This window comes from Arthrobacter sp. StoSoilB19, from assembly GCF_019977275.1.
Lineage (GTDB): Bacteria > Actinomycetota > Actinomycetes > Actinomycetales > Micrococcaceae > Arthrobacter.
Genome location: NZ_AP024650.1, coordinates 1,469,736 through 1,495,474 on the forward strand (window position 1 = coordinate 1,469,736; position 25,739 = coordinate 1,495,474).

Sequence of the window (25,739 nt, forward strand, 5' to 3'; positions counted from 1 at the left end):
GGCCCCGCTTGCATGACGCGCACTGACCGGCTGACCGCGATTCTTGACCTGCTGGCCAGAACCGGCCAGGTGGAGGTCGACGAGATTGTCAGCACCCTCAACGTATCCCCGGCCACCGCTCGGCGTGACCTGGACAGCCTCGCCAAACGCCGGCTGCTGACGCGTACCCGCGGCGGCGCCACCACCGGTGCCCTGGCCTACGACCTCCCCGGCCGCTACAACCGCGACGACCACGCCGAAGCCAAGGAACAAATCGCGCAGTGCGCCTCGGCGCTGATCCGGCCCGGCGCTGTGATCGGCCTGTGCGGAGGTACCACCAGCACAGCGCTCGCGCAGATCCTGGCCACCCGGGAAGACCTGAACGCCCCCTCCAACCAGCCCACCCTCACCGTGGTTACCAACGCCATCAACATCGCGGGCCAGTTGGCCGTACGGCCCAACATCAAGGTGATGGTGACCGGTGGAATCCTCAACCCGCGGTCCTATGAACTGGTGGGACCCTATACGGACATCATCATGCAGAAGGTGGTGCTGGACATCGCCTTCATCGGCGTCAACGGCATCGATCCCGAAGTCGGGCCCACCAACACGGGGGAGGGGGAGGCCTCCGTCAATGCGCTGCTGGCCAGCAGGGCCAGGGTGTCCTACGTCCTGGCCGATTCCTCCAAAGTGGGCGTGCGGGCCTTCGCCACCATGGACGGCTACAACTTCACCCGGCTGATCACCGATGCCGGCATCTCGCCCCGCGACAAGGCTGCCTTTGAAGCCAACGGCACGGAAGTGATTGTCGCGCCCGCCTGACCCGAACTGCCGGCACCGGGCTCCTCCGGCGGCGCACCGCTGCCCGCTTGCGACTGCGGACACCAGCCGCTCCATCAGGCCGGATCCAGAAACTGAAGGCAAGATGGGAACATGCTGGTTCCCTCCCGCCGTCGCCTTCGGCTCGAAGTATGGATCGTCCTGGGCCTGTCCCTGGGCCAGTCGGCTGTCTACTCCGTGGTGCAGCTGCTGGACAAGATGACACGCGCCCCGCTTGCCGAGGGCACGTCCACCCTGAACCGCTCCCAGAGCACCCGCGAATACTTCGACCTCACATATCAGCTGCTGGACATCATCTTTGCGCTGGTGCCCGTGCTGCTGGTCTTCTACTTCCTGACGGACCAGCGCCAGGCAGTGCCGGGCGAGGCGGGCAACTCCCGCTCTGCCTTTCAGAAACTGGGGTTCAATTTTGCCCGGCCCGGCAGGGATCTGCTCCAGGGCCTCGGACTGGCTGGACTGATCGGCATACCCTCGCTGGGTCTCTATGCGGCCGGCCGGGCGCTCGGAATTACCACCGCCATCATCCCCAGCGCCCTGGATGCCTATTGGTGGACCGTGCCTGTGCTCATCCTGTCCGCCATGCGGCACGCCGTGCTTGAGGAAGTCATTGTGGTGGGCTACCTCCTGGACCGCTTTGGCAAGTTCGGCTGGAGCATGCCGCTGGCCATTGCGGCGAGCTCCGTGCTGCGCGGCAGCTACCACCTTTACCAAGGCTTTGGTCCCTTCATTGGCAACGCCGTGATGGGCGTGGTCTTTGCCTGGCTGTACACCCGGACCCGCCGGGTCATGCCACTGGTCATCGCCCACGCCCTGCTGGATATCGTGGCCTTCGTTGGCTTCAGCCTGTTCGGCAAAGCCGTGGGGTTGGGGTAGGACCCTGGACACCAGCCTGGGCGACTCCAGCCATGCTTGTTGCTGTCACATCAGCGTCAGCAGCAACGGCCAGTCTGCTTGTGGGTCTGGTGGCAACACGAAGGGTTTCGCGTAGAAGTCGTCCCAGAGGGCATCAGCAGCGAAAAGGTCCTCCGGGTCCAGCAGGTTGTCGCCGTCGGGTTCCTCCATTTCAAGCTCCTCCACTTCCGGTTCCGGCCAGGCTGGAACGGCGGCAAGCGGCACTATTCCTGGCGGCCAGTGGGTTGGTTCGGGGTCTTGGTGTTCGGGGTTGTAGTGGCGGCCTGTGGGTGAGGTCCAGCCGGGTGGTCCGTGTTCCGTCGCGGGATCCGGGTTCCAGGTGCGGGCGTGCTTCAAGCGGTGATGTTTGGGGCATAGCTGCGCCAGGTTCCGGACGGCTGTTCTGCCGCCGTGTTCCCAGGCTGTGAGGTGGTCGGTGTGGTTGTCGGGGGTGTGGTTGGTGCAGCCGGGGAAGGTGCATTTCCGGTCCCGCATGCGGATCCATTGTTTGATGGTTTCGGGGAGCCGGTAGCGGGTGCGTCCGATCTCCAGTGGTGCCCCGTCGCGGGGGTCGACCAGGACGCGGTAGAACGACTCCGCCCCGTCCGCGACAAGCCTCCGTGCCATTGAGGCAGGGATGGGGCCCATGCCGTTCAGCACGGCCGGCTCATCGGTGAGTCCGAGCAGGGCGAAGACCGGGACGGTGACCAGGACATCGGCCCGAGGGGTGGGGACCTTGCCAACATCACCAGTGCTCCCTGTGCCGGAAACGCTGCCTGCGGCCGCCGTATCACCTGTAGCCCGTGCAGCCCCACCCGGAGCAGCCTCACCGGTGGCCGTGGTGGTTCCGGCGCCGAGGAGGAGTGATGCTGCGATGTCGGGGCGGAGTTGGGTGAGGGTGCGGGGCTCGTCAGGGCCCTGCAGGCCGCGGGCGGTGGCGGTGGTGCGGTTCCAGATGGCGCAGGCGGTGTCGCCGGGGAGGTAGAGCGAGAGCCAGGCCATGCCGTCGCGGTCGGGGGTGTATTCCATCCGCCGGTCCGCGACGCCTTTGGCGTGGCGTTTTTCGAGGGTTTCGGGGTGGTGGCGTTCCCGCCAGGCGCGGATCTTGGCGCGGAACCGGGCGGGGACGAGTTCGCCGGGGGCGGCGCCGCGGGCGGGGTTGGGGGCGTCGGGGTCGAAGAAGTGCGCCACCAAGGCAGCAGCCCCGTCAGGGGTGAGCCCCTCGGTTTCGTCGGCGACAATCCTGGCATGCTGCCACGACAGGTCACCGGCTGACAGGGCGCCCAGGAGCGGCGGCAGGGAACACACCCGGCGGGACTGTTCCACCAACCCGCCTGCGGCCGCGGAACTGACGGTCAGGACTCCGGCGATCTCCTCCACCGTTGACATCTCCGAAAACATGCGCTCATCCACGGGGGCGTCGGGGGCAAGCAGTGCCTGCTGGATTTCGACCGCTTCTGCCGCGTCCAGGGCTTTCACCGCGGCGAGCTGAGCCTCGACCCGGGAGACTGCCTCCAGCCGTTCCAGCCGGAGCTCGTACCGCCGCTGCAGCACATCCACGTCAGCGCCAACACCGGTCCCGGCGGCAAGGAAATGATCCTCACGGGTAAGAGCATCGAGGGCAGCAACAGAGGCAGAAACACCCTCCAACACCACCCCAACACCCGTGCCGATTCCCATACCCACATCATCCAGCGAGGCACCGACATTCAGACCTGGATCGCAGCGATGTAGGAAGCAGCCACTTAAATGAATTCGGCCGCCATCGGGTAGTGACGCCGTTGTCACCACCTGATGGCGGCCGAAGCTGATCCGGGTACTGGCCCGGTGAACCCCCTCCCGGACATTCCGGGAGGCTGGGGTGGAGCGTCAGATGGTGACGGCTCCGTTGGCGGTTTCAAACGTGACCGACAGGATGCCCGGAGTTCCATGCGGGGCGACCCACTCCACCGCCACGTCCTCAAGCGGCTTCTCCACCGGTTCACCCAGCCACTCGGTCACGCGGGACGCGGAGCCGGCGATGGTCAGGCAGCTCATCTTAAGGTTGCTGGGGTAGGCGTTGGACGGGTGCAGTGCCGGGTCGCCTTCCCACTTGAGCATGTACGGCACCTGGGGATCGGCGATAAGGCCAAGGATGCCAATCTGTTTCCAGACCAGCTCCCGGCCGTCCGGGAACTTGCGGTTGCCGTTCACCGCGGCGCGGCCAAGGCGTGCCTCGAACGGGGCGAGGTCGTCCACTTCGACGCACCAGCCCATCCAGCCGCCACCGGCCGCGGAACGGGCACGCACGGCCTGTCCGAACGGTGCCTTGTCCGAAGCCGGGTGGTCCAGGACCTCTACGACTTCCAGGTACTTGTGCCCGGCGAGCGGGATGATCATATTCCGGGTTCCGAACCGGGGGTGCACCCCGCCCTTCACTGCCTCAACGCCGAGGGCAGATGAAATACGTTCGGTAGTGGCCGCGAGGCCATCTTGTTCACAGGCGTAAGAGACGTGATCCATGCGCATGGCAACATCTTGGCACTTTGTGATCCGGCTCTCAGCTAAGGGTACCCTTACTGGAAAAGGGCCGGGAAAAGGGCCGGGAACATGGGCAAGAAGGACGACGGCGGCGTCCCCGGCCGGGTGCGGGGCGGCCCACCTGTGGCGGCTCGAAAGCCATGCAGGGCGACCTTGTTCGTCACAATGCTGTCCACGGCGACTACCCCGTTCCTAGACTGGGCGCAGGTCATGAGCGCCAGCGCCAAGCCCCGGCTCGCTGGCCGGCAACCCTCCACCCGCGGTGGGGTGCCCCGGGTGAGGACCTGGCTGTCCGGCAAGAGCCGGAAGCAAGCGCGGCCCGTACTGCCCCACGCATTCCGGGCCCATGTCATAGGAGACTGAGATGTCCAACGGATGGTCTTTCGAAACCCGCCAGATCCATGCCGGCCAGGAGCCCGACAGTGCCACAGGAGCCCGCGCGCTCCCCATTTACCAGACCACGTCCTTCGTGTTCCCCAGCGCCGAAAGCGCAGCCAACCGCTTTGCCCTCGCCGAACTTGCACCCATCTACACCCGGATCGGCAACCCCACCCAGGATGCCGTCGAACAGCGGATCGCCAGCCTTGAGGGAGGCCTGGCCGCATTGCTGCTGAGCTCTGGCCAGGCCGCCGAGACGTTCGCGGTGCTGAACATTGCGGAGGCGGGGGACCATATTGTGGCGAGCCCCAGCCTTTATGGCGGAACGTACAACCTGTTCGCCCACACCCTGAAGAAGTTCGGCATCTCGGTCACCTTCGTCCAGGATCCCGACAACCTGGACCAGTGGCGCGACGCCGTCCAGCCGAACACCAAGCTCTTTTTCGGTGAAGTGGTGTCCAATCCCCGCCAGGACGTCCTGGACATCGAAGGCATCTCCGAGGTGGCCCACCAGGCAGGCGTGCCACTGATCGTGGACAACACCCTGTCCACGCCCTACCTGATCCGCCCACTGGAGTGGGGTGCGGACATCGTGATCCACTCCGCCACCAAATACCTGGGCGGCCACGGCTCCGCAATTGCCGGCGTGATCGTGGACTCCGGCAAATTCGACTTCGGCAAGGACCCTGAACGGTTCCCCGGCTTCAACACCCCGGACCCCACCTACAACGGCCTGGTCTACGCCCGCGACCTAGGCGCCGACGGTGCGCTGGGTGCCAACCTCTCCTACATCCTCAAGGCCCGCGTCCAGCTGCTGCGCGACCTTGGCTCGGCGGTTTCCCCCTTCAACGCCTTCCTGATCTCCCAGGGCCTGGAGACGCTGAGCCTGCGGGTGGAACGCCACGTTGCCAACGCCACTGAAGTGGCGCGCTGGCTGGAAGGACGGGACGACGTCGAATCCGTCGCCTACGCCGGGTTGCCCTCCAGCCCCTGGTACGAGCGTGGCCGCAAGTACGGGCCCAAGGGAACGGGCGCCGTCGTGGCCTTCAACCTTGCCGGCGGAGCGGAGGCGGGCAAGCGCTTCGTCGACGCCCTGGAGCTGCACTCCCACGTGGCCAACATCGGCGACGTCCGCTCCCTGGTCATCCACCCGGCGTCGACCACCCACAGCCAGCTCTCGCCGGAGCAGCAAGCGGTGGCCGGGGTGAATCCGGGACTGGTCCGGCTCTCTGTTGGCCTGGAGCACATCGACGACATCCTGGCCGACCTGGAAGCGGGTTTCCGCGCTGCCAAAGACGCCCAGAGCTAAAAGCGCGCCAGGGCTGACGCCGGAAGGGCCGGCAAGCGGGGAAGTCACAACCAGTCACACTCTTGGCCTGGAGCGGGGGGTGTTTCGTACACTCGAACCAGGTCATGAGTGCCAGTGACAGCCCCGGCTTGCTGGCCGGCAACCCTCCATCCGCGGTGGGGTGCCCCGGGTGAGGACCTGGCCTGCCGGTCAGACGACGGCAGGCAAGCGCGTAGAAGAGGTCTTGCCATGACGGTTACCGTCGCCCGAACCACCATCCCCGAACACGGAATTGTCCGCTACGCCTCCATCGGAGGGCTGGAACTCGAAGCCGGGGGGCACCTCCCGGACGTCACGCTGGCCTACGAAACCTGGGGCACGCTCAACGCCGACGCCAGCAACGCCATCCTGATCGAGCACGCCCTGACCGGCAGCACCCACGTGACCCGCGGCGACACGGACGAAGAAGGCTGGTGGGAACAATTGGCCGGTCCCGGCGCTCCCGTGGACACGGACAAGTTCTTCGTGGTGTCCGTCAACATCGTGGGCGGCTGCTACGGGTCCACGGGCCCGTCGTCGGCCGCCCCGGACGGAGCCCCCTGGGGCTCCCGCTTCCCCCTGGTCACCCTGCGGGACAGCACGGTGGCAGAGGCCCGGCTGGCTGACCAGCTGGGCATCAGCAGCTGGTTCGCTGTCCTGGGCGGATCCATGGGCGGCGCCCGCGCCCTTGAATGGGCAGTGACCTACCCGGAGAGGGTGCAGCGCTGCGCCGTCATCTCCGTGGGTGCCGCGAGCACGGCGGAACAGATCGCCTTCGCGCAGGCCCAGACCCTGGCCATCCGGCAGGACCCACACTTCAACGGCGGCGACTACTACGGCGGCCCCTGCCCGGAAGCCGGGCTGGCACTTGCCCGGCGCATTGCCCACATCACCTACCGGTCCGCGGCTGAACTGGAAGGCCGCTTCGGCCGGGAACCCCAGGCGCCGGAGTCGCCCCTGAAGGGTGAGGCTCTGGCCGCCCGCGGCCGCTACCAGGTGGAAAGCTACCTGGACCACCAGGGCAGCAAGCTCGTGAAGCGCTTCGACGCCAACAGCTATATCGCCCTCACCGAGGCGCTGATGAGCCATGACATCTGCCGGGGCCGCGGAACCCTGGCCGAAACCCTGGCCAGGTCCACCGCCAGGTTCTTCGTGGCCGCCGTGGATTCGGACCGGCTGTATTTCCCGTCGCAGTCCCGTGAGCTGGCCCAGGCCCTGCCGGGGGACGTGGACGTGCACGTCATCCAGGCGCCGATCGGGCACGACGGGTTCCTGACAGAGATCGGGCAGCTGGGCAGCCAGCTCCGGAGCAGCTTCCTGGCCTAGCGCCCCGCATGTGCATTCCTGCAGATGCCTTCTGCACTAATCGGCGTTGAGGTTGCACCGCAGGCAGACCATACTCAATCGAATCCGGTGCGTTCGTGGTGTGCATCACACCCGGCCGCCATTGATTGGTCCCCGTGGTGTCGACGACGACGCCGAAGGAGTTCGCATGAGTACGGAAAGCTCCGCCGCAAGGCGCACAGAGGAAACCGACGTCAAGGCTTCAGGCCTTAAGAAAGTGGTTACGGCCTCCATGGCCGGAACCGTTGTTGAGTGGTACGAGTTCTTCCTCTACGCCTCGGCTGCCACCCTGGTGTTCGGAAAGGCCTTCTTCCCCAACGCCGGCACAGAACTGGATGGCATCATCGCCGCCTTCCTCACTTATGCCGTCGGTTTCGTGGCGCGCCCCATCGGCGGCATCGTCTTTGGCCACTTCGGCGACAAGTTCGGACGCAAGAAGCTGCTGCAGCTGAGCATCATCCTGGTAGGCGTCTCCACCTTCCTCATGGGCTGCCTGCCCACGTTCCAGCAGATCGGCTACTGGGCTCCCGCACTGCTGGTGGTCCTCCGGTTCGCCCAGGGCTTTGCCGTTGGCGGCGAGTGGGGCGGCGCCGTCCTCCTCGTGGCCGAACACAGCCCCAGCAAATCCCGCGGTTTCTGGGCCAGCTGGCCACAGTCGGCAGTGCCGCTGGGAAACCTGCTTGCCACCGCCGTCTTGTTCACCCTGTCCTCCACGTTGACCCAGGACGCCTTCCTGGGGTGGGGCTGGCGCGTAGCGTTCTGGCTGTCCGCGGTGATCGTCCTGATCGGTTACTACATCCGCACCAAGGTCAATGACGCACCGATCTTCCTCGAAGCCCGCAAAGAGGTCGAAGCCGGCCACAAGGGCTACGGCGTCGCTGAGGTATTCCGGCGCTACCCCCGCGGCGTCTTCACCGCCATGGGCCTGCGCCTGGCGGAAAACATCCTGTACTACCTCGTGGTCACGTTCTCCATCACCTACCTGAAAACCGTGGTCCAGGCCGACACCACCCGCATCCTCCTCCTGCTGCTCCTTGCCCACGCCCTGCACTTCGCCGTCGTGCCCATGGTCGGCAAGCTGTCGGACCGGTTTGGCCGCAGGCCCGTCTACATGGCCGGCGCCATCATGGGGGCCACCTGGGGCTTCTTCGCCTTCCCCATGATGGACACCAAGAACGATGCCATCATCCTGGCCGCCATCATGATCGGCCTGGTGTTCCACGCCTTCATGTACGCCGGGCAGCCTGCCATCATGGCGGAAATGTTCCCCACCCGGATGCGCTACTCCGGGGTGTCCCTGGGCTACCAGGTGACGTCGATCGTGGCAGGATCCCTGGCCCCGATCATCGCCGCCTCGCTCCTGGGCGCCTACAAGTCCTCCGTCCCCGTGGCGGTCTACCTGCTGATCGCCTGCGCCATTACCGCCGTCGCGGTCTACTTCCTGAAGGAAACCCGCGGCATCTCGCTGCACGACGTGGACGCCGCCGACGCCCAGGGCACCGCCGACCTCCTTGCCGCCCGCAAGAAGTAGCAGGATCCGTGAAAGCCGCCGTCCTGTACTCCACCGTTCCCGCCGCCCCCACCACGGGGGCCGGCAACGGGAAGCAGACCTACTCCGAGGCCGCTCCGCTGCTGGTGCAGGAACTGGCGCAGCCGGAGCCCCGCGCCGGTGAGCTTGGTGTTGCCATCACCTACTCCAGCCTCTGCCACTCGGACCTCTCGGTGGTGGACGGTTCCCGCGTCCGGCCGCTGCCCATGGCCTTGGGCCACGAGGCGGTGGGTCGGGTGGTGTCCGTGGGGGCCGGCGTGTCCGACGTGTCCGTGGGCGACCATGTGGTGCTGGTCTTCGTGCCGAGCTGTGGCGGGTGCCGTGCATGCCTGGCCGGCCGGCCGGCCCTCTGCCACCGTGCAGCAGAGGTCAATGGCTCCGGCGACCTGCTGCACGGGCCGGCACTGCTGCGGACTCCGGCAGGGGAACGGATCAACCACCACCTTGGCGTCTCGGCCTTCGCCGATTACGCAGTGGTGGCAAGGGAATCGGTGGTGGTGATCGACGACGACGTCCCGGACACGGTTGCCGCGATGTTTGGTTGCGCCGTGCTCACCGGAATGGGTGCAGTGTTGAATACCGCGGCTGTCAGTCCGGGGCAGTCCGTAGCGGTGTTCGGCCTCGGAGCCGTGGGCCTGTCAGCCGTCATGGCAGCGCGCCTCGCTGGAGCCGCCGACGTCATTGCCATCGATCCAAACCAAGGCAAGCACCAGCTGGCCCGCGACGCCGGCGCCACATCGGTGGGAACGCCGGAGGACGCGGCACGGCTGATCGCGGAAGCGTCCGGGGACGGTGTGGACGTTGCCATTGAAGCGGTGGGATCAGCAGGCGTTATCGCCTCCTGCCTGGAGCAGGTGACGCGGGGAGGCGCCGTGGTGTCGGTGGGCCTGCCCCATCCGTCCGCCCAGTTGACGGTGCCGGCCCTGCAGTTTGCCGGGGCGGGAAAACGGCTGCTGGGCTCCTACATGGGGGATGCCGTGCCGGCGCGCGACATTCCGCAGTACCTGGCGTTCTGGCGCGAAGGCAGGCTGCCGGTTGAGCTGCTGCACACTGACACCCGGCCGCTCAGCGAGATCAATGAGGGCCTGGACGCGCTGGCATCCGGGCAGGTGGTAAGGCGGCTGTTCCAGGCCTGACTTGTGCGGGGGGCCTGGGTCCGCAAGAACAGCGCCTACCCCGCCAGCACCCCGGAGCGCTCCTTCATTTCCGCCTTGAGTGCCGCAATCACCGCCTGGACCGGTGCGGACCGGAGCGACTCCGGGCGGGCAACGGCCCAGATGGGGAGCTGGCGCTCAAAGTCGGCCGCCAGGACGGGCACGAAGTCCCCGCAGCCCGCCACCATGAAGTTGGGCAGCAGCCCAATGCCCGCACCCTGCCGCACCGCCTCCACCTGGGCGAACACGCTGGTGGCCTGGAAGCTCGTCCTGGGCAGCGGAAGCTGCGAGGACCAGCGCGGCCCCAGCTCCGCCACCTGGAGTGCGGACTCGACGTAGGACACAAACCCGTGCTGCCCCACGTCGTCGAGCGTTTCCGGCAGGCCATGCCGGGCGGCATACGCTGAGCTTGCGTAGAGGCGCAGGTAGTAGTTGCTCAGGAAGATTGTCTGCGCGGTGGTGACGTCCGCCCGGCCCACCACGATCTCCAGGTCCACGCCCGACCGGTTCTGGCTGACTTTCCGGGTGGCGCTGAGCATTTCGATGTTCAGCTGCGGGTTTTGCTGCTGGAGCCGCACCAGCGACGGGGTGACGAACACTGCTCCCACGCCGTCCGTCGTGGCGACGCGGACCAGGCCGGCGAGGGTGCTTTGGTCCTGGCTGATCAGGCCGGACAGCGAGCCAAGGGTACCTTCGATCGCCTCTGCCGCTTCCACGGCCGCGGCACCGAGCTGCGTCAGCTCCCAACCCTGCGGGCTGCGTTCCAAAGTCCGGCCGCCCAGTTGCCTGTCCAGGGCGAGGATGCGGCGGGAGATGGTGGTGTGGGTTGTTCCCAGCGTCTCGGCTACCGCGTTGAACCGGCCCAGGCGGGCAACGGTGAGCAGGATGAGCAGGTCGTCGGGGCTTGGCAACCGTCTCAGGTCCACTCCGGTCCTTCCTTCGATGTGCAGCAGTGCACATGGCCTCTGTGATTTTTCCCCTTGATTGCACTCTAACAGGGTGTGATCGTTGACACAGACATGCCGGCAGTACGGCTGGAATGGAAGCAAAGGAGCTTACTCGTGGCAGTTATCGGTTGGATTGGCCTGGGCAACATGGGCGGCCACATGTCCGTAAACCTGGCGAAAGCCGGGCATGATGTGCGCGGTTTCGACCTCAACCCGGCAGCCCTGGCAGCCGCTGAAGCAGGCGGCGTCAAGCGGACCGCCAGCATCGCCGAAGCGGTGGATGGTGCGGACGCCGTGTTCACCATGCTGCCCAAGGGTGAACACGCCCGTGCGGTGTATCTCGGCGGGGACGGCGTGCTGGCGCACGCGGACACCCGGACGCTTCTGATTGACTCCTCGACCATCGACGTCGCCTCCGCCCAGGAACTGCACGACGCCGCTGCTGCCGCCGGCTTCCGCTTCTTGGACGCCCCGGTGTCGGGTGGAATGAGCGGGGCGGAAGCGGGAACGCTTACTTTCATGGTTGGCGGCGAAGAGGGGGCCGTGGCGGACGCCACGGGCTACATCGGCCCCATGGCCGCCAACATCATCCCCACGGGCGGCCCCACCACGGGGCAGGCGGCCAAGATCTGCAACAACCTGATGCTTTTCATCAACCTGGCCTCCACCGCGGAGGGCGCTGTGCTTGCCGACCGGCTGGGCCTGGACAAGCAGGTCTTTTGGAACATTGCCTCTGTCTCCTCGGGCGACTCGTGGGCACTGCGGACCTGGTACCCGGTGCCCGGCGTGGTTCCCACCGCAGCCTCGAACAACGGCTTCGCGCCCACCTTCACCACAGAGCTGGCGAACAAGGACATTGGGCTGGCCATCAGCGCAGCCGAGGATACCGGCACGCCCCTGGAGATCGGCAGGCACGTCCAGCAGCTGTTCCAGCGGCTTATTGACGCCGGTGACGCCGGCAAGGACTGCTCCATGATCATCAAGCTCGTGGACGGCTCACTCGAACCCGCCAACCCGGCGCCGTCCGCCAACTAGCCCGCACCACGCAACGCAGGAAAAGAGACTCCCCGTGGAAACCATCCCGCACTACATCAACGGCACCCGCGTCAGCGACGCAGACCGCTTCGGCCCGGTGTTCAATCCAGCCACCGGTGAACAGGAGAAGCAGGTGGCGCTTGCCTCGGCGGCACGGACAGAGGAAGCCATCGCGGCTGCCCGTTCCGCGCTGCCGGCCTGGCGGGCCACCAGCCTGGCCCGGCGGACCGGCATCTTCTTCCGGGTCCGCGAAATCCTGACCCAGCGGAAGCCCGAGCTCGCGGCCATCCTCACCAGCGAGCACGGGAAGGTCCTCTCCGACGCAGAGGGCGAAATCGCCCGCGGCCTGGAGAACATCGATTTCGCCACCGGCCTGTCCCACATGCTCAAGGGCGAGCGGTCCGAGCAGGTCTCCACCGGGGTGGACGTGCACTCCGTCCGCCAGCCGGTGGGCGTCGTAGCCTGCATTACGCCGTTCAACTTCCCGGCCATGGTGCCGCTGTGGATGATCGGCAGTGCCCTGGCCTGCGGCAACACCGTGCTGCTGAAGCCCAGCGAGAAGGACCCGTCGGCCGCCGTCTTCATCGCGGAGGCCTTCGCCGAAGCGGGCCTGCCGGCCGGGGTGCTGAACGTGGTCCACGGTGACAAGGAAGCCGTGGATGTCCTGCTGGAGCACCCGGACGTCAAAGCCGTGAGTTTTGTCGGCTCCACTCCCGTTGCCCAGTCGATCTACAAGCGGGCGGCAGAACACGGCAAGCGGGTGCAGGCACTGGGCGGTGCAAAGAACCACATGGTGGTGCTTCCCGACGCCGACCTGGACATGGCTGCCGACGCTGCGGTTTCGGCCGCCTACGGGTCAGCCGGCGAACGCTGCATGGCCGTCAGCGTCCTGGTGGCCGTGGGCAACATCGCGGACGACCTGGTGAAGGCAATCTCCAGCCGCATGGCGGGTTTGAAGATCGGCCCGGGAACGGACCCCGCGTCCCAGATGGGCCCCTTGATCACCGCGGAGCACCGGGACCGCGTGGCCTCCTATGTGGCGGGGGCCGAAAATGAAGGCGCATCCGTGGTTGTGGACGGGCGCTCGCAGCAGTTCGATTCAAACGGATTCTTCATCGGCGTCAGCCTGGTGGACCACGTCAAGCCGGGCATGAAGGTGTACGACGACGAGATCTTCGGCCCGGTCCTGTCCGTGGTCCGCGTCGATACCTACGGCGACGCCGTGAAGCTGGTCAACGACAACGAGTTCGGCAACGGCACGGCCATCTTCACCCGTGACGGCGGGGCGGCCCGGCAGTTCGAGTTCGACGTCGAGGCAGGCATGGTGGGCGTCAACGTGCCCATTCCGGTGCCGGTAGGCACGTTCTCGTTCGGCGGCTGGAAGAACTCGCTGTTCGGCGACACCCACATGTACGGCCCGGACAGCATCCGGTTCTACACCCGGGGCAAGGTGGTGACCACGCGCTGGCCGGATCCCTCCACCTCGGTGATTGACCTGGGCTTCCCGCAGGTCCACTGAGCTTGACAGGAGCACTGAACGCATAAAGGAGCGCCACCGGGCAGGCCCGGTGGCGCTCCTGTTACTAGCCGTTCATGATGTCGCTGCGCCGCTTCATGTAGTCCTCCATGGACAGCTCACCGTTGGTGTACTGCTGGTCCAGTTCCGCGAGCTTGCGGGCGCGGTACCCTTGCGGTGCCGCCGGCGGCGGGGGAGTGGCCGGCGCTGGGGACTGTCCCGGCGTCGGCTCTCCGGGACGCGGCTGCTGAGACCCCTGCTGATCAAAGCCGGGCTGGCCAAAGCCTGGCTGACCAAACCCCTGTCCCTGCGGGGGACCGTAGCCGGGGTCCGGCAGAGGCTGCTGGCCGTACTGGTGGGGCAACGGCTGCGGGTCGCCCAGGGGCTGCGGCCGCTGGATACTGCGGAAGCCGCCGGAGAAGTAGTCCTGCTGGGTATAGCCGTCGCGGGGCTGGTTGCTCTGCGGCCCGGCCGAGCCTGGATACTGGCCCGGTCCCGGGTACTGGCCGGGGCCGGGATACCCGTCTTGTCCGTATTGCCCCGGGAACTGTTCAGGGAAGCGCCCGGGCAACGACTGGTCCCGGTCCCGCCGTGCCACGGACCGCCGGTACATCCGCATGGCCATGGGGACGACGAAGGACAGGACGATAATCCAGAAAAACAAGCTGCTCACGGTGCCGCGCCTCTCGAGTGTTGTCCTTCCAGCCTAACCCCGGGCGGCCTTACCGGCGGCTGGGCTCCGACGTTCCCAACGGGCCCTCACCCGCACCCAAGGGAACGCCCGGACCGAAGACGGGGCCCGGCGTCGGCCGCTTTGCCGTGATGCCGTCCCCGGAGGACTGGCGGCGCAGCCGCCGCAGCACCCACGGCACGAAGTATTCGCGCGCCCACACCAGGTCCCCGCTCCTGGCCTCGCGCCAGGTCCGGGGCGGCAGGGGCTTGGGCTGCAGCGGCTCCAGGGAATGCTCAACGTTGAGCGCGTCCAGCACCATGGCCGCTATGGTGTGGTGCCCCAGCGGGGAGAAGTGCAGCCGGTCCTGGTCCCACATCTGCGGATCGCTCAACTGCCGCAGCGACCACATGTCCGCGATGATGGCGTCGTGCCGCGTTGCCACCGTCCGCAGGTTCTCGTTGTAGATGGCCACCTTGCTGCGGATCCTGCCGAGCACTGACGAGCCGGTGTCAGGTCCGTTGAACAGGACCACCGTGGCACCACCCAGGGACAGGATCTGGACCACGGAATCGAGCTTTTCGGCCAGCACGTCCGGGTCGCCGCCCGGGCGGATGAGGTCGTTGCCGCCCGCCGACAGGGTTACCAGGTCCGGCTTCAGCTCCAGGGCAGGCGCCAGCTGCTGGTCAACGATCTGCTGCAGCAGGCGGCCGCGGACGGCCAGGTTGGCGTAGGCGAAGTCAGGCTGGGTCCTGCCCAGCTCCTCGGCCACCCTGTCGGCCCAGCCGCGGTGGCCGCCGGGGCTCGCGGGTTCGGGGTCGCCGATGCCCTCGGTGAAGGAATCGCCCATCGCCACGTAACGGGTCCACGGGTGGGATCCCGGGTGCGCGGACGGGGCCTTGATGTCACTTGCGTCAGTCACGGTCCTATCCTGCCTTCCGCTTCACTGCCTACGCGAACGTAGGTTGTTACTTGTGGGTAACTGATATGAATGGAAACCATGACTGACGCCGAAGTATTTCCTGCCCCCGTTGTCCTGTGGTCCCATCCGGAGGACCAGCGCGACGGCAAGCCGCTGCTGGTGCTCCTCCACGGCTACGGCGCCAATGAGCGGGACCTGCTCAGCCTGGCCGACCTGCTGCCCGGGGACTTCGCCGTCGCGTCCGTGCGTGCGCCGATCGCCACGGGCCCCGGCTTCACTTGGTTCCCGCTCACGGCCTCCATCGAGTACTCGCTGGAGCGGGTCAAGAAGGCCTCGGCGTACGTACTGGAGTGGATCGACACCATCCGGGTGGGGCATCCGTCGGTGACCCTGCTCGGCTTCTCCATGGGCATGGCCATGGCAACCACGCTCCTGCGGCAGCGGCCCACGGACTTCGCTGCCGTCGTCGGACTGTCCGGTTTCGTGGTGGACGCAGCCGGCGACCCTTCGTTCAGGGACGATGAGCTGGACGGCACCGTGCCCATGTTCTGGGGCCGGGACCAGCAGGATCCGGTGATCACCCAGGACAAGATCGAGTACACCATGGGCTGGGTCCGCAAGCACGTCAAGCTCACCAAGGTGCTCTACACCGGCATGTGGCACGGGATCAACCAGCAGGAGATCGGGCACGTGGGGGAGTTCCTCACTCACGAGGTGCTGAACAAGTAGGCGTACGACGGCGGCCGGCAGTCCCGGCGGACGTCACGTCACGCGGCCTGCACGTCCTCCGCCGGGCAGTGCGCCTGCGTTGCGTCAGTCCGTTTCGGGCGCCACTACCCGGACACTCTGTCCGTTCACCGTGACAACGTCGCCGTTGTGCAGCTGGCGGCCGCGGCGGTCGTCGATTTCGCCGTTGACCTTGACCAGCCCGTTCTTGATGAGCGCCGCCGCCTCCACGCCGTCCTCCACGAGGTTGGCGAGCTTCAGCAGCTGGCCCAGCCGGATCATGCTGTCGCGGATGGGGACGTCGTCAATGGGGTTGCTCATAGAGCAATAATGCCTGAACTAAGGTGGATTCAATGACCTCCCCTTCCCGCCTGCCGGTGCTCGCAGGCCTGCCCCTGGCCGTGGGTTCCGGCCTTGCCATCCCAGTCCAGGGGCGCATCAACGGGGCCCTGGGCGCCCGCCTCGGTGACGGCATCGCCGCGGCGGCCGTGAGTTTCAGCACAGGCCTGCTGGTCATGATCGTGATTTCGCTGGTCCTGCCGCGCGGGCGGGCGGGGCTGGCCGGCATCCTTCCCGCGGTCCGCAAACGCGCCTTTCCACGTATCTACGTGGTGGCCGGTGCCATCGGCGCGCTGTTCGTTTTTGCCCAGTCGTTCACGGTGGGCATCCTGGGCGTGGCACTCTTCACCGTGGCCACGGTCACCGGGCAGACCGTGAGCGGCCTGCTGGTGGACCGCCTGGGAATCGGGCCGGCCGGGAAGAAATCCGTCACCGGCATCCGCATCATTGGCTGCGTCCTCACTATCGCCGCCGTCGCCTGGGCGGTTTCGCCCCGGTTCAGCGGCGCGGAGGCCGGCGGAACCGACGGTGGTCCGTCCTCCCTGCTGCTTCCCATCCTGCTGCCCGTGGCGGCTGGCTTCCTGATGAGCTTCCAGCAGGCCATGAACGGCACCGCCACCGTCCACTACGGCACACCGATCGCGGCCACCCTGGTCAACTTCGTGGCCGGCTGCATCGTGCTCTGGACAGCGCTGGCGGTGAAGCTGGCGGTGGCCGGCCCAGCCAACCCGCTGCCGTCCGAATGGTGGTACTACCTGGGCGGTCCCATGGGCTGCGTCTTCATTGGGCTCGGCGCCCTCCTGGTCCGCAGCCTTGGCGTACTGGTCACCGGGCTGGGCATGATTGCCGGCCAGCTGCTCGGCTCGCTGGCCCTGGACCTGGCGCTGCCCGCCCCGGGCACCGTCGTCGCCCCGGCCACCGTCCTCGGGACCCTGCTGACCCTCGCCGCGATCATCCTGGCAACTCTGCCGTGGCCGCGGGGCGCGCTCCGCAGGCAGCGGCCGGTACGCTAGGACACGAGCTTTTCAACGATCTTCCTTCATTCGCCCCGGCACCCTGCCCACTGTGCCTCCAGGCATACGGCGGCCGGGGCCTGACAACCCGCGGACCGCACCCAGCGGCCCTGTAGAAATTGGAGTTACCCCATGGCAGCAAAGTCCGTCCTCGACCAGGTCATTTCCCTCTCCAAGCGGAGGGGCTTCGTGTTCCAGGCCGGTGAGATCTACGGCGGCTCGCGCTCGGCCTGGGACTACGGCCCCCTGGGCGCGGAGCTGAAGGAAAACATCAAGCGCCAGTGGTGGCAGTCCATGGTCCGCGGCCGCGAAGACGTGGTGGGTCTGGACTCATCCGTCATCCTGCCCCGCCAGGTATGGGAAGCCTCCGGCCACGTAGAGGTCTTCTCCGACCCCCTGGTGGAATGCCTCTCCTGCCACAAGCGCTACCGCGCCGACCACCTCGAGGAAGAATACGAGGAAAAGAAGGGCCGGCCGGCCGAGAACGGCCTGAAGGACATTGCCTGCGCCAACTGCGGCACCCGCGGCCAGTGGACCGAACCGCAGGAGTTCTCCGGCCTGCTCAAGACCTACCTGGGCCCGGTGGCCAGCGAGGAAGGCCTGCACTACCTCCGCCCGGAAACCGCCCAGGGCATCTTCGTGAACTTCAACAACGTCCTCACCACCTCCCGGAAGAAGCCCCCGTTCGGCATCGGCCAGATCGGCAAGTCCTTCCGCAACGAGATCACGCCCGGCAACTTCATCTTCCGCACCCGTGAATTCGAACAGATGGAAATGGAGTTCTTCGTCGAGCCCGGCACCGATGAGGAATGGCACCAGTACTGGATGAAGGAGCGCATGGCCTGGTACACCGGCCTGGGCATCCGCGAGGAAAACCTGCGCTTCTTTGAGCACCCGAAAGAGAAGCTGAGCCACTACTCCAAGGGCACCACGGACATCGAATACCGCTTTGGCTTCCAGGGCTCGGAGTGGGGCGAACTCGAAGGCATCGCCAACCGCACCGACTTCGACCTCACCACGCACTCGAAGGCCTCCGGCCAGGACCTGAGCTACTTCAACCAGGCCACCAACGAGCGCTACACCCCGTACGTGATCGAGCCTGCGGCCGGGCTCACGCGCTCCTTCATGGCCTTCCTGGTGGACGCCTACACCGAGGACGAGGCCCCCAACGCCAAGGGCGGCGTGGACGTGCGCACCGTCCTGAAGCTGGACCCGCGCCTGGCCCCGGTCAAGGCCGCCGTGCTGCCGCTGAGCCGCAACGAGGACCTGTCCCCGAAGGCCAAGGACCTCGGCGCGCAGCTGCGGAAGAACTGGAACATCGACTTCGACGACGCCGGCGCCATCGGCCGCCGCTACCGCCGCCAGGACGAGATCGGCACCCCGTTCTGCATCACCGTGGACTTCGACACGCTGGAGGACCAGGCCGTCACCATCCGCGAGCGGGACACCATGAGCCAGGAGCGGGTCTCCCTGGACAAGGTGGAGGGCTACCTGGCGGCACGGCTGATCGGGGCCTGAGCATGGCCATCGAATACCGCGAATGGCGGGACGGCGACGACCTGGCGCTCCTGGAAATCTGGGGCGACCCGGACACCGCCCAGGCCCGCCAGTTCCGCGGGGCCCTGGCCGTGTCCTCCAACGGGAGGGACGGCTCCCCGTGGCGCCGCTGCGTCGTGGCCGAGGACGTCATTGACGGCGTGGGCATTCCGGTGGCGGCCGGCGTCGTCTATGAGGCCTCCCTGCACCCGGAACGCCTCTGGTGCTACATCGAGGTGGCCCGCGACCACCGCCGCGCGGGCATCGGGGCGAGCCTCCTGACCATGCTGCGGCGCGAGGCCGAACACGCGCCGTCGGGGGTCACCAGGCTGCGCGCCAAGGTGGAGCCCGGCACCGCGGGGGCGGCCTTTGCCGAGGCGTTTGGGCTGGCACCCATCCAGCGTTCCCGCCTTGTGGTGGTGGAGCCGGGCGCCCTGCGGCTTCCGGTGTTCCCCGCCAAGGACGACGGCGGCGCGGCCAGCGGCGAGAACGCCGGCTCGGACGTGGTGATGGACCTTGCCACCGGCTCCGTGGAGCTGACCGACGTGGTGGGCCGGTACTACACCTCCATCCACGGGTGGGACTCGCCCGGCGTCCTGTCCCTGGGGCAGGTGCAGAAGCTGTTCCTGGACGAGCTCACCGGGGCCCACGGCGCCATCGTCCTGCGGGCGCAGCCGGAGTCCGCGTTCGGCTCAGGCGTGGCGCCGACCAAAAAGGGCCGCATCCGTGCCTTCGCGGTGAGCTACGCGGCCCCGGCAGACCCGGACGCCGCACCCCATGCTGACGCGGCTGCGGGCTCAGGTTCGGATACGCCCACCGACGTGTTCGTGGGGCACGAGCCTTCGCTGGACGCCAACGATGCCGCGGAGGCGGTCCGGGACATGCTTGCCCTGATCGCGTACCAGCACCCGGTCATGCTGGAACTGGACGACTCCATGGCCGCCCTGCGCGCCGCCGTCGAGCCCCTGCTGGAAAGCGGCAAGGCACGGTTGGCGGGGTCTGAAACCCTGGTGGTCTCGGACTAAGGAACTGCCTGCCTGCCCCCAGGCGGCCCCCGTTGGACGCCCACACAGGCCCTCAACGCTGCGTGCGGGTCACTTGGGGGAGCGGGCTGTCCGTTGCGGGGCCTGCCTTCGGCGGGGAGCCCGACGGCGGCCCGCGGCTGCGTCTGCCGCGTCCAGCAGCTGCCGCTCGGCGTCGGTCGGCGCGCCGCCGCCCAAATGCGCCGGCATCCACCACGCGCCGGATTCCGGTCGGAGGGGAAACCCGGCGATGCACTGGTCGATCCCTGACTGCAGTGTCCGGCGCAGTGCTTCCGTGGCCGCTTCAACGTCAACGTCAGGCGGATAGACCACCGGTTCGGCCACGTGCACCCGTACCGGCGCCCGCCAGCTGCGGCGCAGGGAAAAGCCGTGGCCGCGGGTCAACACCCGGTGGGCGCCCCAGACGGACACCGGAATCACCGGGACGCCGGCCTCCGCAGCCATCCGGACAGCCCCAGTGCGGCACTCGCGTACGGTAAAACTGCGGCTGACCCCCGCTTCCGGGAACACGGCAAGGTACTCGCCGTCGCGCAGCTTGGCCACCGCGGCGTCATAGGCGTCCGAACGGTCCGTATATCCCACCACCACGTGGCCGCTGGCGCTGATGGCGGGGCCGGCAAGCCAATGGTCTGCCGCGCCCTGGTGGACCAGGAACCGCAGCTGGGCACGGGCGTGCCGCCACAGGAGCAGCTCCAGCACGGCAAAATCCAGGTAGCCGAAATGCGTGACGGCGAACACCGCCCCCTTGCCGGGGGCCACCAGCCGCGAGGGCCCCCTGGTGGGTCCCTTTTCGGGCAGGTGTTCCAGGCCGGTTGCGTGGATGTCCAGCCGCAGCGCCCAGCGCAGGAACTGCCCGGTCCGGACGATCAGCCGGTAGAAGCGGTCGTTGGTTGGTGGACGCCAGGGCATGGGAAACTGCCTAGAGGGTGACCTGGGCGGATGAGTCCGGCAGCAGCCGGGTGAAGGCAGGCGACGGCCGGACTGCGGCGCCCGTGCTCTCGGCAAAGGACTTGATGACGAACCCGGTGGCGAGTGTCTGCCACACCCGGATCTTACGGAGCATGAAGTGCCCCACGCCTTTGAGGGCCACGTACTGCATGCTCGCGGCGTCGGCCGAGGCCCGGCGGGCGAAGGCAAGGGACTGGGAGGGGCTGGTCATGTGGTCGGTGGTGCCGTGGATGATCAGGACTTTCCTTCCGGCGACACTGGCTGCGGGAGTCTGCGGGCTCAGCCACGGGGCAAGCGCCACAACGGCCTCAACCTGGGCGTGGTCCGCTGCGCACACGGCTGTCAGGCCGCCCATGGAGTGGCCCAGCAGGAAGACCGGAACGTCGGGGTGGCGTTCGGAAATCTTCCCCAGCGCCCAGCGGGCATCCTGCAACGGCGACATGTCAGGCCCGTTCCAGCCGCGGACGCTGTTGCGCAGTGACCAGACGGCCAGCCCGTGTTTCCGGCCGGCGCGGTGCAGGTGCCTGGCGAAGGGGACCATCCTGGCCGGGCTCAGGTGCCGGGCCTCCACCGGATCGCGGCTGTGGGCCTTGCCGCCGTGCAGGACCAGGACCACGCCCTTGGTGTCGCCGGATGCTTCAAGGACGCTCAGTACAGGCTGGTGGCCGGGAACCACCGGCGCCTGCCCGGCCTGCACCCCGCCGGCGTCACCTTCGCCTTGAACTCCTGCCCCTTGAACGCCTGGCCCATGCGTACCACGGTTGCCCATGCCTGGTTCCTCCCCATCCCGATGGTCCATTTATAAACCCTAAGGCGGCCCACGTAGAGTTCAACCATGAGGTTGTACTGCTGATGGGCGCCGGTCACTCCCATGCTTCCTTGGATCATTCGGAGCCGACGCCCCAGGCGATGGCTGCCCGCAGCAAGGCGAACCGTATCCTTGCCGCGGTGCTCATTCCGCTGGCGCTGCTGACCCTGGCCGGGATGGCCGCATTGTGGCCGTCGGGCAGCAGGGAAGGTGTCTCGCTCGCCAACCCGTACTCCACAGCCCCCGGGGTGACCTTCGATACGGGCACCATCCAGAACGTGGTGACCGAAAACTGCATGCAGGGCACCAGCCAGCAGGGGACGGGTCAACAGGGCACCAGCCAACAGGGGACAGGTCAACAGGGCACGGGCCAACAGGGCACCACACAGCAGCCGCCGGGACAGGGCTCGGACTGCACCTTCGCCTTCACGGAGCCGGACAAGGGCGGCAGCCCGGTGAAGGTGGTCATCAACCCGGATGTGGCCTCCTCGCACGGGGTCAAGCCCGGGGACCAGATCCGGTACCTGAACCTCTCCAAGGTCCAGGGCGCCACGGGCTCGCAGGGCTCACCGGCCTACATCTTCGTGGACTTCGTCCGCACGCTGCCGATTGTCCTGCTCGCCGTGCTCTACGCCGCGGTGGTCATCGCGGTCGCCAGGTGGCGCGGCCTCCGGGCCCTGATCGGGCTGGTGGGCGCCTATTTCGTGCTGGCCAACTTCCTGCTTCCAGGCCTGGTGGAAGGCAAACCGCCGCTGCTGCTGGCCCTGGTGGGTTCCACCGTGATCATGATCGGGGTGCTGTATTTCGCGCACGGATTCTCCGCGCGCACATCCACCGCACTCCTGGGCACCATCTTCGGCCTGGCCATCACCGCGCTGCTGGCAGCCTGGGCCACCGACGCCGCCAACCTTGCCGGAGTGGGCAGCCACGACGCAGCCACTCTGGTGAACACCTCGGCCAACATCTCCATCTCGGGGGTGATCCTTTGCGGACTCATCATCTCCGGCCTGGGTGTCCTCAACGACGTCACCATCACCCAGTCCTCCGCGGTGTGGGAGCTCTACGAACTGGCACCGGCCAGCAGTGCGCGGAAGCTGTTCACCTCCGCCATGCGGATCGGCCGCGACCACATCGCCTCCACCGTGTACACCATCGCCTTCGCCTACGCCGGCGCCGCACTGCCCATCCTCATCATCGTCATGCTCTACGACCGGCCGCTGCTGGACACCCTCACCAGCGCCGAACTGTCCGAGGAAGTCATCCGGACCCTTGTGGGATCGATCGGACTGGTCCTGGCCATCCCCGTCACCACCCTGATCGCCGTGCTCGTGGTCAAGGCAACCGGCATCAGGGCCGCGGACGCCGCGCCTGCGGTTGCCGGGTCACGGGACACTGAGGCGCAGGACATTGGGGCGCGGGACATTGCAGCAGGAGACGGAAAGAACGACGGCGGGCACAGCCCCGCGGACGACGTTGCGGACACCGGGGCGCTCGCCGCTGCCGCGCTCGAGCAGCGCAGCCGGCGCGCCGCCGTCGAACCCCCGCACGAACAAGTGAACGAACCCGCCACCCGGCGGGGCCGCCGGGCCGACCGCGGCTGAACAGCCTTACGACGGACGGCCTTTCAGCGGGCTGCTTTGCTGCCGCGTGCTGCTGGGCGTCGGCCAGCCTGGAAATCCGGTTGCCCAAAACCTGCGACGGGCCACTGGCACTGGCGGGAATGGCCGATTTGCCCGGCTTTGCAACAATGGACAGGTGACTGTTGCAGCAACTCCCCCCGCCCCCAAGCTGGAACTCCCGCCCCTGAAGCTGGGACCCATCACGGTTGACACCCCGGTGATCCTGGCCCCGATGGCCGGCATCACCAACTCCGCCTTCCGCAGGCTCTGCCGTGAGTACGGCGGCGGCATGTACGTGGCGGAGATGGTCACCTCCCGCGCGCTGGTGGAGCGGACACCCGAATCCCTCCGCATCATCTCGCATGACGAGGACGAAAAGGTCCGGTCCGTCCAGCTGTACGGCGTGGACCCCGTCACCGTCGGCGCCGCCGTCCGGATGCTGGTGGAGGAAGACAGGGCGGACCACATCGACCTCAACTTTGGCTGCCCCGTTCCCAAGGTGACCCGGCGCGGCGGCGGCTCCGCCCTGCCCTGGAAGACCGACCTTTTCACCTCGATCGTGCAGACCGCCGTCAGGGAAGCCTCCAAAGGCAACGTTCCACTGACCATCAAGATGCGCAAGGGCATCGACGATGACCACCTGACGTACCTCGACGCCGGCCGCATCGCCCGCGATTCCGGCGTTGCCGCCGTCGCCCTCCACGGGCGCACCGCCGCCCAGTTCTACTCAGGCAAGGCCGACTGGTCCGCCATCGCCCGGCTCCGTGAGGCCCTGCCCGACATCCCGGTGCTGGGCAACGGCGATATCTGGTCCGCGGAGGACGCCGTCCGGATGGTCCGCGAAACCGGCGTGGACGGCGTAGTCGTGGGCCGCGGCTGCCAGGGCCGGCCGTGGCTCTTCGGCGACCTGCAGGCCGCTTTCGAAGGCAGCGACGTCCGCCACCGGCCCAACCTGCGGCAGGTGGCAGAGGGCGTCTACCGCCATGCAGAACTGATGGTGGAAACCTTCGGCGATGAAGGGAAGGCGCTGCGCGAGATCCGCAAGCACATCGCCTGGTACTTCAAGGGCTACGTGGTGGGCGGGGAACTGCGCACCCGGCTGGCCCTGGTCACCAGCCTGGAGGTACTCCGGGACACCCTGGCCGAGCTGGACCTGGATTCGCCCTATCCGGGGGTGGACGCCGAGGGCCCGCGCGGCCGCGCCGGCTCACCCAAGAGGCCTGCCCTGCCCAAGGACTGGCTGGACTCCCGGGCCCTGAACGATGATCAGTCCCGGGATATTTCCGCCGCAGAACTGGATGTTTCCGGTGGCTGAAACACCGACGGCAGGAACCCCCACCGCCGCCCTGGCGCTCCCCGGGTACGACACGCACGATTCTGCCCGCTGGTTTGAGGAGCCGCCGAAGAGCACCTACCGGTCCGACTTTGAGCGGGACCGCGCCCGGGTGCTGCATTCCTCGGCCCTGCGCAGGCTGGGCGCCAAAACCCAGGTGGTGGCACCGGACACCGACGACTTTGTCCGCACCCGCCTCACGCACAGCCTGGAAGTGGCGCAGGTAGGTCGCGAACTGGGCCGTGCCCTGGGCTGCGATCCGGACGTGGTGGACACCGCCTGCCTCAGCCACGACCTGGGCCACCCGCCCTTCGGCCACAACGGCGAATCGGCGCTGAACGAGGTGGCCCATGCCATCGGCGGTTTCGAGGGCAACGCCCAGACCCTCCGCCTGCTCACCCGGCTCGAACCCAAGGTGCTCACTGCTGACGGCCGGCCTGCCGGACTGAACCTCACCCGCGCCAGCCTTGACGCGGCGTCGAAATACCCGTGGTCCGCGCTGGAAGCGCCGGTGATCCACGGCCAGCGCACCAGCAAGTTCGGCGCGTACGAGGACGACCTGCCCATCTTCAACTGGATCCGCGAGGGCGCCCCGGAACGCCGGACCTGCCTGGAAGCCCAGGTGATGGACCTGGCCGACGACATCTCCTACTCAGTGCACGACGTGGAGGACGCGATCGTTGCCGGCCACTTCCAGCTGCGCTGGATGGACAACCCGGACCACCGCGCCCGGGTGGTGGGGTACGCCAAGCAGTGGTATCTCCCGCACAACGACCCCGCCGCCATCGACGCCGCCCTGGGACGGCTCGAAGCCACCGACGTCTGGGTCCGTGAGGCGGATGGAAGCCGCAAGTCCATGGCTGCCCTGAAGAACATGACCAGCCAGCTGATCGGCAGGTTCTGCCAGAGCGCCCTGGAAACCACCCGGGCCGTTTACGGGCCGGAGAACCTCACGCGCTACAACGCCGAACTCATGGTCCCGGACGAGACCGTCATGGAAATCGCGGTGATGAAGGGCCTTGCCACCACCTTCGTGATGACCACCGAACACCGGCAGCCCATCTATGAGCGCCAGCGCGAGGTGCTGCACGCCCTGGTGACAGCCCTCAGCGCCACGGGGGACCGGCATCTGGAGCCGATGTTCGCGGCGGACTGGCGGGCGGCGGACGACGACGGCGCCCGCCTTCGCGTAATCATCGACCAGGTGGCGTCCCTCACCGACGGGTCCGCCCTGGCCATGTACGAGCGTTTGGTGGGGAGCCTGCCCTCGCTCTGGTGAACCGCCCGTGAAGGCCGCCCCTG

The 25,739-nt window shown here is 67.5% G+C and carries 24 protein-coding genes and 2 riboswitches; of the genes, 15 read left to right on the forward strand and 9 right to left on the reverse strand.

Annotated features, from left to right (window positions below):
• Window positions 1-12: 12 nt before the first annotated feature.
• A complete protein-coding gene (locus LDO86_RS06730) occupies window positions 13-801 on the forward strand; it encodes a DeoR/GlpR family DNA-binding transcription regulator (RefSeq protein ID WP_018771901.1) in 789 nt (262 codons plus the stop codon).
• Between the two features lie 111 nt (window positions 802-912).
• Window positions 913-1,692, forward strand: coding sequence for a CPBP family intramembrane glutamic endopeptidase (locus LDO86_RS06735; RefSeq protein WP_018771902.1), 780 nt, complete (start codon window positions 913-915; stop codon window positions 1,690-1,692).
• A gap of 45 nt (window positions 1,693-1,737) precedes the next feature.
• Here LDO86_RS06735 and LDO86_RS06740 read toward each other — a convergent pair whose 3' ends face one another.
• The gene (locus LDO86_RS06740; protein ID WP_223994579.1) at window positions 1,738-3,390 is read right to left on the reverse strand and encodes an HNH endonuclease signature motif containing protein; all 1,653 of its coding nucleotides are present in this window, start codon (window positions 3,388-3,390) and stop codon (window positions 1,738-1,740) included.
• 189 nt (window positions 3,391-3,579) lie between these two features.
• Window positions 3,580-4,218: a VOC family protein gene (locus LDO86_RS06745; RefSeq protein ID WP_026266126.1), complete on the reverse strand. Its 639-nt coding sequence runs from the start codon at window positions 4,216-4,218 to the stop codon at window positions 3,580-3,582.
• A gap of 218 nt (window positions 4,219-4,436) precedes the next feature.
• A riboswitch (SAM riboswitch) is annotated at window positions 4,437-4,551 on the forward strand.
• A gap of 43 nt (window positions 4,552-4,594) precedes the next feature.
• Here LDO86_RS06745 and LDO86_RS06750 point away from each other — a divergent pair.
• From LDO86_RS06750 to LDO86_RS06765, 4 genes are all read left to right on the forward strand, one after another.
• Complete coding sequence (locus LDO86_RS06750) at window positions 4,595-5,917, forward strand: bifunctional o-acetylhomoserine/o-acetylserine sulfhydrylase (RefSeq protein WP_018771616.1); 1,323 nt, start codon at window positions 4,595-4,597, stop codon at window positions 5,915-5,917.
• A gap of 100 nt (window positions 5,918-6,017) precedes the next feature.
• Window positions 6,018-6,133: riboswitch (SAM riboswitch) on the forward strand.
• 12 nt (window positions 6,134-6,145) lie between these two features.
• The gene (locus LDO86_RS06755; protein WP_018771617.1) at window positions 6,146-7,261 is read left to right on the forward strand and encodes a homoserine O-acetyltransferase; all 1,116 of its coding nucleotides are present in this window, start codon (window positions 6,146-6,148) and stop codon (window positions 7,259-7,261) included.
• A 166-nt stretch (window positions 7,262-7,427) separates the two neighbouring features.
• Window positions 7,428-8,810 (forward strand): MFS transporter, encoded by a 1,383-nt coding sequence (locus LDO86_RS06760; RefSeq protein WP_018771618.1) that lies wholly within the window; start codon window positions 7,428-7,430, stop codon window positions 8,808-8,810.
• 8 nt (window positions 8,811-8,818) lie between these two features.
• Window positions 8,819-9,964 carry a zinc-binding dehydrogenase gene (locus LDO86_RS06765; RefSeq protein ID WP_018771619.1) on the forward strand — a complete coding sequence of 382 codons (1,146 nt, stop codon included), beginning with the start codon at window positions 8,819-8,821 and terminating at the stop codon, window positions 9,962-9,964.
• A 35-nt stretch (window positions 9,965-9,999) separates the two neighbouring features.
• On the opposite strand, the gene LDO86_RS06770 is transcribed toward LDO86_RS06765, so the two are convergent.
• Window positions 10,000-10,908 (reverse strand): LysR family transcriptional regulator, encoded by a 909-nt coding sequence (locus LDO86_RS06770; protein ID WP_223994582.1) that lies wholly within the window; start codon window positions 10,906-10,908, stop codon window positions 10,000-10,002.
• 135 nt (window positions 10,909-11,043) lie between these two features.
• On the opposite strand from LDO86_RS06770, the gene mmsB reads away from it, so the two are divergent.
• Complete coding sequence (mmsB, locus tag LDO86_RS06775) at window positions 11,044-11,964, forward strand: 3-hydroxyisobutyrate dehydrogenase (protein WP_018771621.1); 921 nt, start codon at window positions 11,044-11,046, stop codon at window positions 11,962-11,964.
• Between the two features lie 34 nt (window positions 11,965-11,998).
• Window positions 11,999-13,483 (forward strand): CoA-acylating methylmalonate-semialdehyde dehydrogenase, encoded by a 1,485-nt coding sequence (locus tag LDO86_RS06780; RefSeq protein ID WP_018771622.1) that lies wholly within the window; start codon window positions 11,999-12,001, stop codon window positions 13,481-13,483.
• Window positions 13,484-13,547: 64 nt separating this feature from the next.
• Here the strand turns inward: LDO86_RS06780 and LDO86_RS06785 are convergent, their stop codons facing one another.
• Together LDO86_RS06785 and LDO86_RS06790 are read right to left on the reverse strand one after the other, a co-directional pair.
• Window positions 13,548-14,153, reverse strand: a complete 606-nt coding sequence (locus LDO86_RS06785) for a hypothetical protein (protein WP_018771623.1) — start codon at window positions 14,151-14,153, stop codon at window positions 13,548-13,550.
• Between the two features lie 49 nt (window positions 14,154-14,202).
• Complete coding sequence (locus LDO86_RS06790; protein ID WP_018771624.1) at window positions 14,203-15,072, reverse strand: SGNH/GDSL hydrolase family protein; 870 nt, start codon at window positions 15,070-15,072, stop codon at window positions 14,203-14,205.
• 78 nt (window positions 15,073-15,150) lie between these two features.
• Between LDO86_RS06790 and LDO86_RS06795 the strand changes: the two genes are divergently transcribed.
• Entirely contained in the window at window positions 15,151-15,801 is a 651-nt protein-coding gene (locus LDO86_RS06795) for an alpha/beta fold hydrolase (RefSeq protein ID WP_018771625.1), read from the forward strand.
• Between the two features lie 84 nt (window positions 15,802-15,885).
• Here the strand turns inward: LDO86_RS06795 and LDO86_RS06800 are convergent, their stop codons facing one another.
• Entirely contained in the window at window positions 15,886-16,119 is a 234-nt protein-coding gene (locus LDO86_RS06800) for an RNA-binding S4 domain-containing protein (RefSeq protein ID WP_018771626.1), read from the reverse strand.
• A gap of 32 nt (window positions 16,120-16,151) precedes the next feature.
• Between LDO86_RS06800 and LDO86_RS06805 the strand changes: the two genes are divergently transcribed.
• The 3 genes from LDO86_RS06805 to LDO86_RS06815 all read left to right on the forward strand — a co-directional run bounded on the left by LDO86_RS06805 (window position 16,152) and on the right by LDO86_RS06815 (window position 19,711).
• Complete coding sequence (locus LDO86_RS06805) at window positions 16,152-17,150, forward strand: DMT family transporter (RefSeq protein ID WP_018771627.1); 999 nt, start codon at window positions 16,152-16,154, stop codon at window positions 17,148-17,150.
• Between the two features lie 132 nt (window positions 17,151-17,282).
• A complete protein-coding gene (locus LDO86_RS06810) occupies window positions 17,283-18,668 on the forward strand; it encodes a glycine--tRNA ligase (RefSeq protein WP_018771628.1) in 1,386 nt (461 codons plus the stop codon).
• 2 nt (window positions 18,669-18,670) lie between these two features.
• The gene (locus tag LDO86_RS06815; RefSeq protein WP_018771629.1) at window positions 18,671-19,711 is read left to right on the forward strand and encodes a GNAT family N-acetyltransferase; all 1,041 of its coding nucleotides are present in this window, start codon (window positions 18,671-18,673) and stop codon (window positions 19,709-19,711) included.
• 69 nt (window positions 19,712-19,780) lie between these two features.
• Here the strand turns inward: LDO86_RS06815 and LDO86_RS06820 are convergent, their stop codons facing one another.
• Genes LDO86_RS06820 through LDO86_RS06830 form a run of 3 tightly spaced genes read right to left on the reverse strand, consistent with a single transcriptional unit; the run spans window position 19,781 to window position 21,544 of the window.
• A complete protein-coding gene (locus LDO86_RS06820) occupies window positions 19,781-20,638 on the reverse strand; it encodes a lysophospholipid acyltransferase family protein (protein ID WP_018771630.1) in 858 nt (285 codons plus the stop codon).
• Between the two features lie 10 nt (window positions 20,639-20,648).
• On the reverse strand, window positions 20,649-21,374 hold the full coding sequence (locus tag LDO86_RS06825; RefSeq protein ID WP_018771631.1) for an alpha/beta fold hydrolase: 726 nt from the start codon (window positions 21,372-21,374) through the stop codon (window positions 20,649-20,651).
• Window positions 21,326-21,544 carry a hypothetical protein gene (locus tag LDO86_RS06830; protein ID WP_056390007.1) on the reverse strand — a complete coding sequence of 73 codons (219 nt, stop codon included), beginning with the start codon at window positions 21,542-21,544 and terminating at the stop codon, window positions 21,326-21,328. The genes LDO86_RS06825 and LDO86_RS06830 overlap by 49 nt, the downstream gene beginning before the upstream one ends.
• Here LDO86_RS06830 and LDO86_RS06835 point away from each other — a divergent pair.
• The 3 genes from LDO86_RS06835 (at window position 21,530) to LDO86_RS06845 (ending at window position 25,716) form a co-directional block, all read left to right on the forward strand.
• Window positions 21,530-23,086 carry a YibE/F family protein gene (locus tag LDO86_RS06835; RefSeq protein ID WP_224084394.1) on the forward strand — a complete coding sequence of 519 codons (1,557 nt, stop codon included), beginning with the start codon at window positions 21,530-21,532 and terminating at the stop codon, window positions 23,084-23,086. The genes LDO86_RS06830 and LDO86_RS06835 overlap by 15 nt on opposite strands.
• 154 nt (window positions 23,087-23,240) lie before the next feature.
• On the forward strand, window positions 23,241-24,419 hold the full coding sequence (gene dusB / locus LDO86_RS06840) for a tRNA dihydrouridine synthase DusB (RefSeq protein WP_018771634.1): 1,179 nt from the start codon (window positions 23,241-23,243) through the stop codon (window positions 24,417-24,419).
• Window positions 24,403-25,716: a deoxyguanosinetriphosphate triphosphohydrolase gene (locus LDO86_RS06845; RefSeq protein ID WP_051081449.1), complete on the forward strand. Its 1,314-nt coding sequence runs from the start codon at window positions 24,403-24,405 to the stop codon at window positions 25,714-25,716. The genes dusB and LDO86_RS06845 overlap by 17 nt, the downstream gene beginning before the upstream one ends.
• Window positions 25,717-25,739 lie beyond the last annotated feature (23 nt).

Coding starts and splice junctions, on each gene's coding strand:
- LDO86_RS06730 (WP_018771901.1), top strand. CDS start 13: ATGACGCGCACTGACCGGCTGACCGCGATTCTTGACCTGCTGGCCAGA.
- LDO86_RS06735 (WP_018771902.1), top strand. CDS start 913: ATGCTGGTTCCCTCCCGCCGTCGCCTTCGGCTCGAAGTATGGATCGTC.
- LDO86_RS06740 (WP_223994579.1), bottom strand. CDS start 3,390: ATGGGAATCGGCACGGGTGTTGGGGTGGTGTTGGAGGGTGTTTCTGCC.
- LDO86_RS06745 (WP_026266126.1), bottom strand. CDS start 4,218: ATGCGCATGGATCACGTCTCTTACGCCTGTGAACAAGATGGCCTCGCG.
- LDO86_RS06750 (WP_018771616.1), top strand. CDS start 4,595: ATGTCCAACGGATGGTCTTTCGAAACCCGCCAGATCCATGCCGGCCAG.
- LDO86_RS06755 (WP_018771617.1), top strand. CDS start 6,146: ATGACGGTTACCGTCGCCCGAACCACCATCCCCGAACACGGAATTGTC.
- LDO86_RS06760 (WP_018771618.1), top strand. CDS start 7,428: ATGAGTACGGAAAGCTCCGCCGCAAGGCGCACAGAGGAAACCGACGTC.
- LDO86_RS06795 (WP_018771625.1), top strand. CDS start 15,151: ATGACTGACGCCGAAGTATTTCCTGCCCCCGTTGTCCTGTGGTCCCAT.
- LDO86_RS06800 (WP_018771626.1), bottom strand. CDS start 16,119: ATGAGCAACCCCATTGACGACGTCCCCATCCGCGACAGCATGATCCGG.
- LDO86_RS06805 (WP_018771627.1), top strand. CDS start 16,152: ATGACCTCCCCTTCCCGCCTGCCGGTGCTCGCAGGCCTGCCCCTGGCC.
- LDO86_RS06810 (WP_018771628.1), top strand. CDS start 17,283: ATGGCAGCAAAGTCCGTCCTCGACCAGGTCATTTCCCTCTCCAAGCGG.
- LDO86_RS06815 (WP_018771629.1), top strand. CDS start 18,671: ATGGCCATCGAATACCGCGAATGGCGGGACGGCGACGACCTGGCGCTC.
- LDO86_RS06820 (WP_018771630.1), bottom strand. CDS start 20,638: ATGCCCTGGCGTCCACCAACCAACGACCGCTTCTACCGGCTGATCGTC.
- LDO86_RS06835 (WP_224084394.1), top strand. CDS start 21,530: ATGGGCGCCGGTCACTCCCATGCTTCCTTGGATCATTCGGAGCCGACG.
- LDO86_RS06845 (WP_051081449.1), top strand. CDS start 24,403: ATGTTTCCGGTGGCTGAAACACCGACGGCAGGAACCCCCACCGCCGCC.